Here is an 11,110-nt window from a genome sequence, read left to right on the forward strand (position 1 = left end):
GCTTCCCGGTCCTGATCGGCGCGATGACCGGCGGTGCCGAGTTGTCGGGGACCATCAACAGGAATCTGGCCGCGGCCGCTCAGCAACTCGGCATCGGGATGATGCTCGGCTCCCAGCGGATCATGCTGGACAGTGCGCTGGGCGAACGGGCCGCGGCCAGCTTCACCGTCCGCGACGTGGCCCCGGATGTCTTGCTGTTCGGCAACATCGGCCTGGCCCAACTGACGAAGGCCGCCGTGCCCGACCTGGCAAAGGCTTTGGAGCGGGTGGGCGCCGATGCGCTTGCGGTGCACACCAATCCGTTGCAGGAGGCGATCCAGCGCAACGGTGACACCGACTTCTCCGGCTCGTTGGCCCGGCTGCGGGACGCTGCCGACGCGATAGAATGCCCGGTGCTGCTCAAGGAGGTCGGTCACGGCATCGGCGGGACGGCCGCCGCGGAATTGGTTGGGGCCGAGGGGAATCTGCCGGTCGCCGGCATAGACGTCGCGGGCGCCGGTGGCACCTCGTGGTCGCGGGTCGAGCAGTTCGTCCGCTACGGCGAGCTGCGTTATCCCCACCTGGCCGACTGGGGCATCCCGACGGCGCGGGCGATCGTGGAGGTGCGTGAGGTGCTGCCGGACATCCCGCTGGTGGCTTCCGGCGGGATCCGCACCGGCATGGACGCGGCCAAGGCGCTCGCATTGGGAGCCGATGTCGTGGCGGTGGCACGACCTTTGCTGCCGGCCGCGATCGATTCCGCTGCGGCCGTTGTCGATTGGCTGCAGCCGTTCATCGATGAACTTCGCGTCTGCCTGCACGGCTGTGGCGCAGCAACCCTTTCCGCCCTGCGCGCGGTCGACCTGACTCCCGTCCCATAGCTGGGTGCGACATGGCGGTGATACTGGCCTATGGATCGCCGGCCCTGGGCCACCTGTTGCCGGCCGGCGCCCTGCTGACCGAACTCGCCGGCCGCGGTCATGAGGTGCATGCACGCACCATGGCGGGTGGCGTCGCGACGATGCGCGCGGTCGGCGTCCACGCCGAGCCGGTCGATCCCGCGATCGAGTCGATCGTCGGTGAGGACTGGCGCGCCCGAAACGCACTGGGAGTGCTGAAGCTGACCATCGATGTGTTGTGCCGGCGCGCGGCACTCGAAGTCGAGGATTTGCGACGGGCCGTGTCCGCCGTCCGGCCGGATGCGGTCATTGTCGACGCGAACTGCTGGGGGGCCATGTCGGCCGCGGAGGCAGGCGATACGCCGTGGCTGGTGTTCTCGCCGTTCACGCCCTACCTGCGGTCTCGCGGCGTGCCGCCGTTCGGTCCCGGGCTGCGCCCACTGCCGGGCATTCTCGGCGAACTGCGCGACGCCTCGGTGCGGCCGATCGTCCGGTATCTTTTCGACCGCCCAATGCTGCCGCGGGTCAACGAGATTCGCGCCGGGCTGGGGCTGTCGCCGGTCGTGTCGGTCGACGACTTCGTGCGGCGGGCACCGCTGTTGCTGGCCGTCGGCGGCGAGCCCTTCGAGTATCCCCACCCGGGATGGGCCGGTTTGGTTCACCACATCGGCGCGTGCGTGTTCGAACCCGCGCAGGCAACCACGCCTGAGTGGGTCGCTGACATCAACCGGCCGGTGGTGCTGGTGAACACGTCATCGATCAGGCAGCCCGACGCCGCCCTCGGACGGATCGCGTTGCGGGCGCTGGCCGACGAGCCCGTCCACGTGGTGGCGACGTTTCCGGCCGGCATCCCGCCGGACCTCCCCAAGCCGGCGAATGCGACCGTCTGCCGCTTCGTCCCGCACGCGGCCCTGTTGCGGCGGGCCAGCTGCGCCATCACCCACGGCGGGATGGGCACGACGCTGAAGGCCCTCGACCGCGGCGTGCCCGTCTGCGTCGTGCCGTTCGCGCGCGACCAGGCGGAAGTCGCCCGGCGTGTGGAGGTCGCTCGCTGCGGCACCCGGCTGGCGGCCAAGAGCCTCACGCCGGCGCGGCTGAGGGCGAAGGTGCGCGAGGCGACCACGATGACGGACGGCGCCCGCCGGGTGGCCGCCGGATTCGCCGCAACGGGCGGGGTGCGGCGCGGGGCCGAGCTGATCGAGCAGCGGGTGCTTGGCTCCGCGGCCCGTCGGCCGGTGTCCTAGGCGGGTTTGTCGCCGGTGTGCACCGGACGGCGGCGGGCCCTGCTGGGGCCGCGCTTTCCGTCCGTCTCCGGGGGTTTGGAGCCTGGGGTGGCGAGTTGCGCTTCGAAGGTGGACATCGCCGCCATCATCGCCTGGAAAACTCGGTGTGCGACGGTCAGATCGCGGTCGGGCACGTCGGCGAGGGCCTCGTGCAGGTGCGCGCCGAGGGGGGTGAAGAACGAGCGGGCCAGCGCCATGCCCGATTCCTCGTAGCGCAGCAGCGTCTTGCGCCGGTCGTCGGGATCCGGCTCACGCCGCAGGTGGCCGGAGTCGATCATCCGGTCCACCAGGTACGTGATGGCGGCGGGCGACACGTCCAGGCGCTGCCGCAACTGCGCCGGCGTCAGCGGCGTTCCGGCCGTCTCGGCGACCATGATGTGCAACAAGGCGTGTAAGTCGGTGCCACCGACGTCGTTCTGGCGGGCGAAGTGTCGGCCGATGCGGTCCGATTGCGCCGTGAGTGCGCGCATGTCGGCCGACATCAACTTCTCGAGTTCGGCTCGGTCCATTCGCCGGTCTGCGGCGCCGCGCTTGGTCACTTATCGGTGTCCTTCTTGCGAGATTCGCCGACCAGCGTATCGGCGACCGCCACACGCGCGCCGCGAACCCCGATAAGTGTCTCGCATTTGCACCGGATTGGTCGGCGAACACGCGGACGCCGAGGGGACCGCCGTGCGCGCTCAGGACTTCGTCGGGTCGTGCCCCCAGTTCATCAGGGAGTACCGCCATGCGCTTTCGCGGATGTCGCCCTGGGGGCGTTGGGCCAGGTGGCGATTGGCGTAGCCGACGACCTTGCGCATGTGCGCGTACTCGTCGGGCCCGAGGTCGCTCCGTTTGGTCTTGAGTATCGCGACAATGCGGCGCCCACTGGCGTGCCCGGTCGACTCGTCGCCGCCCTGCCTCTGTCCCACGCGCTGCGATTCCTCGGTGGCGAGCCATTTTTCCAGCTCGCGAGCGGTCATGTTGACCGTCTTCTCGAAGCGGTCCCAGGTGGCTTTCTCGTCCTCGTCGGCCATCGATCAGTCCGCTCGGCGTAGCGCGCCCGGCTTGTGCACCGCGTCAGCGCCCGTCTTGTCGCTGCGCACCCGGTACTGAGGCTCGTCCTTGGACGCCCGCACGGTGCGTCCGGCGGCTTCGGTGTCGGAGGTGATTTCGGCCTCCACCGTCCCGCGAACGTTGCTGCCGTGGCTCTTCCACTCGACCTTGTCGCCCTTGTGGAATTCCTTGTCGGTCATCTCGCTCTCCTTTCAACAGTGCGACGGAGCCGCCTCCCGGGTCACGCCGCCGCGTGCCGTGGCCGTGACGTCGCGCGCAATGCCGCCGAACACCACGTCGCGATACGGTGCCGACGTGTTCCAAAAAAGTTGCCCCGCAAGCCCGTAGGGCTGAAAGAGGGCCCGTTGGTGGTACCGGGAGCCGCCGTTGTCGTCAGCGCTCGCCGACAGCTCGAGCCACAGGCGCCCGGGCAGGGGGAGGTCGGCGCGCAATCGCAGCAGCCGAGGGGTGTCGATGCGCTCCACCCGCCACCAGTCCAGGGCCTCGCCCTCGTGCAACTTCTGCCCGTCGAGCGTCCGGCGCCGCGGCCGGAGGGCCCCGAGCGTGCCGTTGATCCATCCGCGCAAGGGCCATTCCAGGGGGAACGCCGACCAGTTGCGCTCGGCGACGGCGGTTTGGATGGCACGCCAGAGCGTCTCGGCGTCCGTGCGGCTATTGCGTTGGCGCACATCCTCGTACAGCGATCCGCCCGACCATTGCGGGTCGGTCGGCAGCGGTCGGGAAGGCGCACCGTTGGTGTCGGCGCGGGACCACCGGGTGCGCAGGTCCTGTTCGCGCACGTGCGCCAGGGCAAGTTCGACGGCCTCTTCGTAGTGCGTCAGCCCGCCCTCGGGATCGGGGATGTAGCGGGCGATGTCGTGATTGGCGCACACCACGTCGTTTTCCAGCGACTCCATCAACGAAACGGCCAGCTGACGGGGGAGTGGGGTGAGCAGGTCCACGAACGGCGCCGACAGCCGCGGGCTCAACAGCGGCACCGGGACCGCGGGCCGCCGGGGCAGGCCCGCGATCACGGCGTATTTGCGGATCATCTCCGTGTAGGTGAAGCGGTCGGGTCCGCCGATGTCGAAAGGCCGGTTCACGTCGCAGGGCAACTCGGCCGCGTGCAGCAGGTAGTAAAGCGCGTCGCGCACGGCGATGGGTTGGACGCAGGTCCTCAGCCAGCGTGGGGCGACGATCAGCGGCAGGCGCTCGGTGAGGTACCGCAGCATTTCGAAGCTGGCCGAGCCCGCCCCGATGATGGCGGCCGCGCGCAATTCGACGGTCGGCACGCCCGAAACCCGCAGGAGCAGCCCCACTTGGGCGCGTGAGGCCAGATGGTCGGAGAGCCGCTGCCCGTCGGGCGTGATGCCGCCGACGTAGACGATGCGCGACAGGCCCGCCTGGTTTGCGCACTCCGCCACGTTGCGTGCGGCGCGCTGGTCGAAGTCGACGAAATCGGAGCGCATCAGCGAATGCACGAGGTAGTACAGGACCTGCTGACCGTCGAGTGCCCGCCGCACGGCGCCGGCGTCGATGACGTCGCCCTGAACGACCTCGACATCTGCCCGCCATGCAACGTCGTCGAGCTTGGCCGGGTCGCGCGCCAGCACGCGCACGGAGTGCCCGCTCGCGAGCAGCTGCGGGATGAGCCGCGTCCCCAGGTATCCCGTGGCGCCGAACACGACGCAATGCATCAATTCACTCCTTCGCCGAGTGGTCGTCGGGGGTGGCGGTGTGGGCGGGATGTCCCGCCGTGCGCCGGCGTTCCTTGAGCTGCGCTTCGTGGACATGGCGACGTCCTTCGGTGAGCCGGTCGCGCACCAGCCGCTCGATCTCGCGGAAACAGCGGTAGTAGCCGTCGTCGTAGTCGTCGACCACCTGGAAGGTCCACCGACCCGGTAACACGTTGCGCCCGACGAGTTCCCGGCTGATGTGCTGGGCCAGCTCGGCGTGTCCGATCTCCTTCAGCCGGGCCACCGCGTCGTCGAGTTGCAGGTCGGCGCGCCCGGTCAGCTGATGGAACGAATACAGATGTCCGCGGGCGCGCTCGACGGTCTCCAGAGCCTCGGTGACTTTGCCCACCGCCTGCGCGACCGCATCACTTGTTCCGTTGTGGCCCATGAGTTCCTCCCGCCCTGTCGCTGTGGCATTCCCGGTGAAACCTGAACCGAATCGCCGCGCGGGGTCTAGCCGTTTAATTTAATTAATATTTAAATTACTGGTCAGACTGCGGACGCGCCAGAGGACGCATTCGGGAATGCTTTGCTGAGGAAGGGTTTTGCGCGCCGCGAGAATCAAAGCGCCTTGAGCTGCTTTTTGGCCGCCCTGCGCAGTTGGATCATCCGGGCGGCGCCGACGAGCACCGTCGTTGTGGCGCCGGCCACCGCCGACAGCAGGTAGCCAACTCCGACCGGCAGGTTCCAGTGGAAAGCGAGGAAGTGCACGGTTATCGAGTCCGTATTCTGCGCGACGAAGATGAGCAGCACGATCAGGATCAGCAGGCCGACCACGAGGGCCCACCATGCGGCCGCTAGCCGGGTGAACGATCGCGATGACGGCTCGGTGGGAACGCGCGATTCAGTGCTCATGCTGGTGACTAGCCCCCAGCGCGGTGAGCCAAACCCCTTGAAGCGCGAAATCCTCTCGCGCGGTGGCGTTTGATTCGCCCGCTCCGGGGTATGAGAGCTGCGATGACTGTCAAAGAGATGCCGAGGCGCGTCTGGCGTGGCCGGCGCACCGTGGTGCGCCTGCAGCGCGACTTGTGGCTGGCGCAGCTGGCGCTCTGGCCGACCTTGATCCTCTCGGCCGTCGCGGTTTCGGTTGCCACGTGGGCGTTGTGGCAGCGCAAATCCCGTCGGCCTCAGCACGAAGCGGCGCCGCCCGTCACGGATTCGGCGGCCGCCGGCGGTCCCGCGGCACAGCCCGGCCTCAGCGGCTGACGCGCCGCTCGAACAGGCCCCAGGAGATGGCGGCCCATAGAAACGCGAATGCCTGCGCGACACCGACGCGGCCGGACGGCACCAGCAGGCCCGCGACATAGCGGTCGACGAACCCGGTGGTGGGCAGGGGATCCATCCCGGCGCGGCGACGCGCCCACGATTCCGCCGACGTCAACGGGCAGGGCAGCTTGAGCGCGACAACGGCGACGCCCCAGACGACGGCCGCCCGGTGCAGCACGATGGTGCGCGGCCAGCGCAGCGCGAGGAAGCCGCCGACCGGCACGTAGGCCAGGTAGGCGAGGTGCACGGCAACGGTCAGGACGACGGCGGCGACATACCCTTTCCGCACGGCGATTTCCCCGTCAGCCGAGGCCGGCGCGTACCTGGTAGCGGCGCTCGGCGTAGGCGAGGTCGTCGCGCCAGAGCCTGTTGGCCGCGAAGCGCATAAGAGGGGCGACCACGGGGGCGGCCCGCGACGCGCGCGCGAACCCCGGCCGGTCCGAATGCGCGATGGTGGCTTCCAGCACGGCGGTGCGGGGGAGGCCGTCGGGGCCCGATCCGATTGGCGTGGCGTGGGTTTCGACAGTACTGCCGGTTCCCTCGCCGTCCACGATGCGCATGACGATCGTGCGGGCCTCCGGGCAGCTGAATTCCGCGACGACCGGAACGCCGAGGCGGCCCATCCTGAAGGTCACCGCCACCAAGAAGCGATCGACGGTTTCGGTTGGGGTGGTGAGCACTTCGAGCCGGGTGAACGAATAGGGGTGGAACCAGGCACCGTGCCAGGGATCCAGCCGGTTGGCGATGATGTCGGCGGGCTCGCACACGCCCGCCATCCGGGCGACGGCGGCCAGGGTGTCCCCGGTCGGCCGGGCCGGTATCACCGGTTCGGCCGACGGCTCTTCGCCGCCCGCCTTGTCGAGCCGAACCCACACCAGGACACCGTCGTCGTGGCCGGGCAACGGGCTCCAGCCGAATTCGCGCGCCCGGCCGTCCAGGGTAAGTCCGTGCCATCGGCAGATCAGCGTGCCGTCGTGCACCGTCCCGGTGGCCAGATCCGCCCCCAGGTGGGGGCAACCGCGCGGACCGACGCGGAGCCGGCGCTCGTCATCGCGCCAGGCGACGATGTCAACCCCGGCGATCCGGGCGCCGAACGGCCGCCCGGGGCGGACATCGGCGCTGCCGGCGAACGCGAACCAGTTCCCGGTGGGCCTGCCCTGGGCCCGTTTCAGCGCGCCGTCGATGATGGCGGGCTGCGCCTCGCGGTAGGTCGGGCGCTGGTCGGCCCACGGGGTGCGCGGAATCACTTGCAGCGGCCAATCTTTGGTCCGCGCGCCCGGCCATAGGTGCTGGAGCTGTTCGCGAATATTCATCGTTGAGTGGATCCTTCGCGGGTGGCGAGCCATCGCAACAGGGCTGACCGGCCTCGGGTGGGTACGGTGACCAACGGGTGCCCGGCCAGTCCCCATCTTCTCAGCAAATGGTTCGCGGCGCACCAACCGGTCGTGGCGGCGCGCTCCATCAGCGCGACCGGCAAGTCGATGCGGACGGCGTCGCCGGCCAACAGCAGGCCCGGCTGGGGGCTGACCACCGCCGGGCGGTCCGCATAGGAGCCGGGCGCAAACAGCGGGCAATCGCTGCGGTGCAGCAGTCGCTCGCAAACGACCTGCGCCGCCGCGGTTTCCGGGTACACCTTGCGCAGCTGGCGCAGCGCCGCCGCGCGGGACGGCGCGGCGTCGAGTGCGTAGGAATGCAGTTCGACGACGGAACCGTGGTGCGCACGCGACCACTCGGCGGCCTGGCGTTCGTAGCGCTCCAGCACGCTGATGTTGTCCAGTGGCTCGTGGCCGGCCGTGCCCAAAAACGCCTGCCGCTGCGCCTCGACGGGGCGATCGAGCCACAGCCGGTGGACCGCGAAGGGCGGCGCCGTCCGCAGCCGCGCGATCTGTGCGCGCCAGTCGTCCGTGGCCAGCCCGGTCGATGCACCCACGACACGCTGCAGGCCGGCCACATCGGTGGCCAGCACGGCGGCGTCCGCGTCTAGGCGCTCACCCGAATCCGTCCACACCCGAAACGGCTCCGCCGAGCCGGCCTCGATGCGAGCGGCGCTGGTGCCGAGGCGAAACCCGACGCCCCGCGCCTCGAGGTATCGGCGCAGCGGCTGCCAGAGGGCGGTGTCGTAGTTCGACGTGGGCACATCGAAGATCAGGCCTTCGGACGAGCCGAGGAAGTAGATGTGAAACATCGCCGCCAACTCGGCCGCGGACAGCTTCGAAGGGTCGGCGAAGAAGCTGCGGGAGAACACCTCGAACGCCAGATGCCTTGCTGCTTCGGGGAATCGGATGCTCTTGAGGAATGTCGCGGCATCGAAGTGGTCGAGGCGCTCGTAGATCCCGGGCACCGACACCGCAGCCAGCGGCGCGGCCGCGCGAGCGTCGATCTGCAGGAAGTCGCGAAGCCGGAAGGTCGGGCTGCGGGCGGCGAAGGCCACCGCGTTCCAGGGTGGGGTGCGTGGTAGCCCCCGGAATGTGTCGCGCCGCCCCGCGCCGTCGATGAGCGGATAGTCGTCGACGGGTGTGAGCATCCGCAGTTGCGGTTCGATGCGGCGGAGCAGGGCGCGCAGGTTGTAGTACTGCCGAAAGAACGCGTGGAAGCCCCGATTCATGGCGAGGTCGGTCCCGTTTTCGCGTTCGGTCCAGCCGCCGACCCGGCCGCCGAGGTAGTGTTCGCGCTCGATCAGTTCGACGGCGACGCCGCGTTCGGCCAGGCCGGTGGCAGCGGCCAGCCCCGCGATGCCGCCGCCCACGACGACCACTCGGGGTCGTGACGCCAGCGCTCCGGCATCCGGGAATCCGGTTGGTGCGGCGAATGTTTCGCGCCGGCGATCGGTGCCGAGGGCCGTCATAGCGGCGCGTCCGCCAGGAAGGTGTGCACGATGTTGGCCTCCCAGCCCGGCATCGTTTCGCTGTGCACGGCGGTGAAGCCCGCGTCGGCGAGGCGGTCCCGGAATCGGGCCGCGCCGTCGAACTCGAGCACGCTGCGCCACAGGTAGCGGTACAGCGCCGCGTCGCGGGTGCGCCACCATCCGGCGGGAATGATGATGCCCCAGCACACGGCGTGCCAGATTCCGGTGGCGGCGGGGGAGTCGCGCACCGAGTACTCGTGCACCGCGAGTGTGGCACCGGGTCGCAGCAGGGCCCGGAGTTTCCGCAATTGGCCGTCCCGGTCGGCGAGGTTGCGGATCAGGTAGGCGGCCAGAATTCCGTCGAACGGCCCGGTGATCCCGTGCTCGGCCAGTTGCTCGACGGGGGCGTGCACGAATCGCACCGACCGGGGCCAGGCCTTCGCGGCCGCAGCGTCGAGCATGCCCCGCGACGCGTCGACGGCGACGATCTCGGCCTCCGGGGCGACGGCCAGCAGCGCGGCCGTCGACGCGCCCGTGCCGCAGCCGGCGTCGAGCAGGCGTAAGCCCTTGCCGCGGTCACGTATTCGCATGCGGCGGGCGGAGAGAAGCAATTGGTTGTGATAGCCGGGGCTGGCACCCACCAGCCCGTCGTACGCCGCCGCTCCGGCGTCGAAGGCGGCCGACAGTTCGCCGGGGGTCGGGCCGGCTTCACCGACGCGCACGTTGGCGTTCCCATCCCAGCAGCACCGCGGTGGCGAGTGCGAAGCCGAACAAGAAATCCTCGACCGGGATGTCGAAAGGGAAGCGCAGGCCGGTGATGTGGCGGGGGTCGTAGCTGACGATGGGGGAACTGAGCTTGGTCAGCCATCCGTCGACCGGAACCTGGAACCCGAGAATGATCAGCATCGACAGCCAGTACGCCGGCCGTCGGAAGAGCCCGGTGCGCAACACCGCCAATTCCAGTGCGCACACGGCGAATACCGATGCGACGGCCGGAACGGTATAACCCAGGCCGCTCACCGCCGGTTGACCCTGCCCAGGATGGTGCTCACGGCGTTGTAGGTGAGCAGCGCGCAGATCGGAATGACGATGAAGAACAGCACCTCTTCGATCGGCACCCGGAACGGGATGTCCAGGCCGGTGATGTATTTGCCGTTGTACGTCCACACGTGCGCGGCGATGGCGATCTCGTCCCAGACCAAAAACGCCACGGCCACGGGCAGAACGGCCTTCACCAGCCGCCGCCATTGCCGGTAGACGCCGGGGCCGAAGAACTCCAGGGGCGCGGTGATCGCCAGGCATGCGGCGAGGACCAGAAGATACTGCCAGCGATCGGTCATGCGGCCCCCGGGGCATCGGCAACGCCGGGCGAACTACTGCGCGCCCGCCACGACCGTATCAGCCCGATGCCGGCGACCTGCAGCCGTCGGGCTCTGCCGACCGTGGCCCGGTGATTGAACACCGCGAAATCGCTCTCTTCGATGCGGTCCAGGATTTCGGAGTACAGCGCCGCCGCGGTCGCCACGCACGGTCGCGACCGCGGGCTCAGCATGCCGATGCCGGCGGCCGCGAATCGGTAAGTCTCGCGGGTGATCTCGTGCTGGGCGGCGAGCGCCTCGCGCACCCGCGGGTCGGTGCGGCGCTTGCGGTGACACCAGGTCAGCAGCTCGCGATCCACACCGTGTGCGGCGAGCTCGTCGGCCGGCAGGTAGACCCGCTGCCGCAACAGGTCTTCGTCGACGTCGCGCAGGAAGTTGGTGAGCTGAAACGCCCTACCCAGCGCCGCGGCGTAGGGCGCGGTCTCCTCGACCGGCGCCACGGTGCCCAGGACCGGAAGAACCTGCAGGCCAATGGCTTCGGCGGATCCACGCATGTATAGGTTGAGCGCACCGCGGTCGGGATAATCGGTGACCGTCAGGTCCATCCGCATCGACGCCAGGAAGTCGTCGAACAGCTCGGTGCCGATGCGGTAGCGGCGGGCGGTGTGGGTGACCGCGGCGAGCACGGGGTCGTCCAGATGGTCTCCGCCGGAGAAGAATTGGTCGGCGAGTTGCTGCAACCGCATGC

16 protein-coding genes are annotated in these 11,110 nt (G+C 69.5%); 3 read left to right on the plus strand and 13 right to left on the minus strand.

The annotated features are described in order from the left end of the window. A partial coding sequence (fni, locus tag A9X05_RS25370) for a type 2 isopentenyl-diphosphate Delta-isomerase (RefSeq protein WP_067784880.1) occupies positions 1-860 on the plus strand: 860 nt, incomplete at its 5' end. Positions 861-871: 11 nt separating this feature from the next. Continuing rightward, the gene (locus A9X05_RS25375) at positions 872-2,122 is read left to right on the plus strand and encodes a glycosyltransferase (protein WP_067784884.1); all 1,251 of its coding nucleotides are present in this window, start codon (positions 872-874) and stop codon (positions 2,120-2,122) included. Here A9X05_RS25375 and A9X05_RS25380 read toward each other — a convergent pair. From A9X05_RS25380 to A9X05_RS25405, 6 genes are all read right to left on the minus strand, one after another. Then, positions 2,119-2,700, minus strand: coding sequence for a MarR family winged helix-turn-helix transcriptional regulator (locus A9X05_RS25380; protein ID WP_067784888.1), 582 nt, complete (start codon positions 2,698-2,700; stop codon positions 2,119-2,121). The two genes, A9X05_RS25375 and A9X05_RS25380, sit on opposite strands and share 4 nt — an antisense overlap. Positions 2,701-2,841: 141 nt before the next feature. Continuing rightward, entirely contained in the window at positions 2,842-3,177 is a 336-nt protein-coding gene (locus A9X05_RS25385; protein WP_067751119.1) for a DUF3140 domain-containing protein, read from the minus strand. 3 nt (positions 3,178-3,180) lie between these two features. Then, positions 3,181-3,396, minus strand: a complete 216-nt coding sequence (locus tag A9X05_RS25390; RefSeq protein WP_067784891.1) for a DUF2945 domain-containing protein — start codon at positions 3,394-3,396, stop codon at positions 3,181-3,183. A 12-nt stretch (positions 3,397-3,408) separates the two neighbouring features. Beyond that, on the minus strand, positions 3,409-4,893 hold the full coding sequence (locus tag A9X05_RS25395; RefSeq protein WP_067751272.1) for a DUF2867 domain-containing protein: 1,485 nt from the start codon (positions 4,891-4,893) through the stop codon (positions 3,409-3,411). A gap of 4 nt (positions 4,894-4,897) precedes the next feature. After that, positions 4,898-5,320 (minus strand): hypothetical protein, encoded by a 423-nt coding sequence (locus A9X05_RS25400; protein WP_067784894.1) that lies wholly within the window; start codon positions 5,318-5,320, stop codon positions 4,898-4,900. A gap of 173 nt (positions 5,321-5,493) precedes the next feature. Further along, positions 5,494-5,787 carry a lipopolysaccharide assembly LapA domain-containing protein gene (locus A9X05_RS25405; RefSeq protein WP_067784897.1) on the minus strand — a complete coding sequence of 98 codons (294 nt, stop codon included), beginning with the start codon at positions 5,785-5,787 and terminating at the stop codon, positions 5,494-5,496. A 102-nt stretch (positions 5,788-5,889) separates the two neighbouring features. Here A9X05_RS25405 and A9X05_RS25410 point away from each other — a divergent pair, with 102 nt between their 5' ends. Next, positions 5,890-6,138, plus strand: a complete 249-nt coding sequence (locus tag A9X05_RS25410; protein ID WP_067751107.1) for a hypothetical protein — start codon at positions 5,890-5,892, stop codon at positions 6,136-6,138. Here A9X05_RS25410 and A9X05_RS25415 read toward each other — a convergent pair. From A9X05_RS25415 to A9X05_RS25445, 7 genes are all read right to left on the minus strand, one after another. Beyond that, a complete protein-coding gene (locus tag A9X05_RS25415; protein WP_231969175.1) occupies positions 6,128-6,487 on the minus strand; it encodes a DUF2784 domain-containing protein in 360 nt (119 codons plus the stop codon). The genes A9X05_RS25410 and A9X05_RS25415 overlap by 11 nt on opposite strands. Positions 6,488-6,500: 13 nt before the next feature. After that, entirely contained in the window at positions 6,501-7,511 is a 1,011-nt protein-coding gene (locus tag A9X05_RS25420; RefSeq protein ID WP_067784902.1) for a DUF5914 domain-containing protein, read from the minus strand. Continuing rightward, a complete protein-coding gene (locus A9X05_RS25425; RefSeq protein WP_067784905.1) occupies positions 7,508-9,043 on the minus strand; it encodes an FAD-dependent oxidoreductase in 1,536 nt (511 codons plus the stop codon). The genes A9X05_RS25420 and A9X05_RS25425 overlap by 4 nt, the downstream gene beginning before the upstream one ends. Continuing rightward, positions 9,040-9,765, minus strand: a complete 726-nt coding sequence (locus tag A9X05_RS25430) for a class I SAM-dependent methyltransferase (RefSeq protein WP_067784907.1) — start codon at positions 9,763-9,765, stop codon at positions 9,040-9,042. Before A9X05_RS25430 ends, A9X05_RS25425 begins: the two co-directional genes overlap by 4 nt. Then, on the minus strand, positions 9,752-10,063 hold the full coding sequence (locus A9X05_RS25435; protein ID WP_067784910.1) for a lycopene cyclase domain-containing protein: 312 nt from the start codon (positions 10,061-10,063) through the stop codon (positions 9,752-9,754). The genes A9X05_RS25430 and A9X05_RS25435 overlap by 14 nt, the downstream gene beginning before the upstream one ends. Continuing rightward, positions 10,060-10,383 carry a lycopene cyclase domain-containing protein gene (locus A9X05_RS25440; protein ID WP_067784913.1) on the minus strand — a complete coding sequence of 108 codons (324 nt, stop codon included), beginning with the start codon at positions 10,381-10,383 and terminating at the stop codon, positions 10,060-10,062. The genes A9X05_RS25435 and A9X05_RS25440 overlap by 4 nt, the downstream gene beginning before the upstream one ends. Continuing rightward, positions 10,380-11,110 (minus strand): phytoene/squalene synthase family protein (locus A9X05_RS25445; RefSeq protein ID WP_067784916.1); only part of this gene is annotated, 731 nt, incomplete at its 5' end. The genes A9X05_RS25445 and A9X05_RS25440, both read right to left, overlap by 4 nt.

It is taken from the genome of Mycobacterium sp. E3298 (assembly GCF_001666895.1).
Taxonomy (GTDB): Bacteria; Actinomycetota; Actinomycetes; order Mycobacteriales; family Mycobacteriaceae; genus Mycobacterium.

Bases quoted from the DNA above. Each gene is read 5' to 3' on its own strand.
- A9X05_RS25405 (WP_067784897.1), bottom strand. From the start codon at position 5,787: ATGAGCACTGAATCGCGCGTTCCCACCGAGCCGTCATCGCGATCGTTC.
- A9X05_RS25400 (WP_067784894.1), bottom strand. From the start codon at position 5,320: ATGGGCCACAACGGAACAAGTGATGCGGTCGCGCAGGCGGTGGGCAAA.
- A9X05_RS25395 (WP_067751272.1), bottom strand. From the start codon at position 4,893: ATGCATTGCGTCGTGTTCGGCGCCACGGGATACCTGGGGACGCGGCTC.
- A9X05_RS25440 (WP_067784913.1), bottom strand. From the start codon at position 10,383: ATGACCGATCGCTGGCAGTATCTTCTGGTCCTCGCCGCATGCCTGGCG.
- A9X05_RS25410 (WP_067751107.1), top strand. From the start codon at position 5,890: ATGACTGTCAAAGAGATGCCGAGGCGCGTCTGGCGTGGCCGGCGCACC.
- A9X05_RS25385 (WP_067751119.1), bottom strand. From the start codon at position 3,177: ATGGCCGACGAGGACGAGAAAGCCACCTGGGACCGCTTCGAGAAGACG.
- A9X05_RS25375 (WP_067784884.1), top strand. From the start codon at position 872: ATGGCGGTGATACTGGCCTATGGATCGCCGGCCCTGGGCCACCTGTTG.
- A9X05_RS25420 (WP_067784902.1), bottom strand. From the start codon at position 7,511: ATGAATATTCGCGAACAGCTCCAGCACCTATGGCCGGGCGCGCGGACC.
- A9X05_RS25390 (WP_067784891.1), bottom strand. From the start codon at position 3,396: ATGACCGACAAGGAATTCCACAAGGGCGACAAGGTCGAGTGGAAGAGC.
- A9X05_RS25425 (WP_067784905.1), bottom strand. From the start codon at position 9,043: ATGACGGCCCTCGGCACCGATCGCCGGCGCGAAACATTCGCCGCACCA.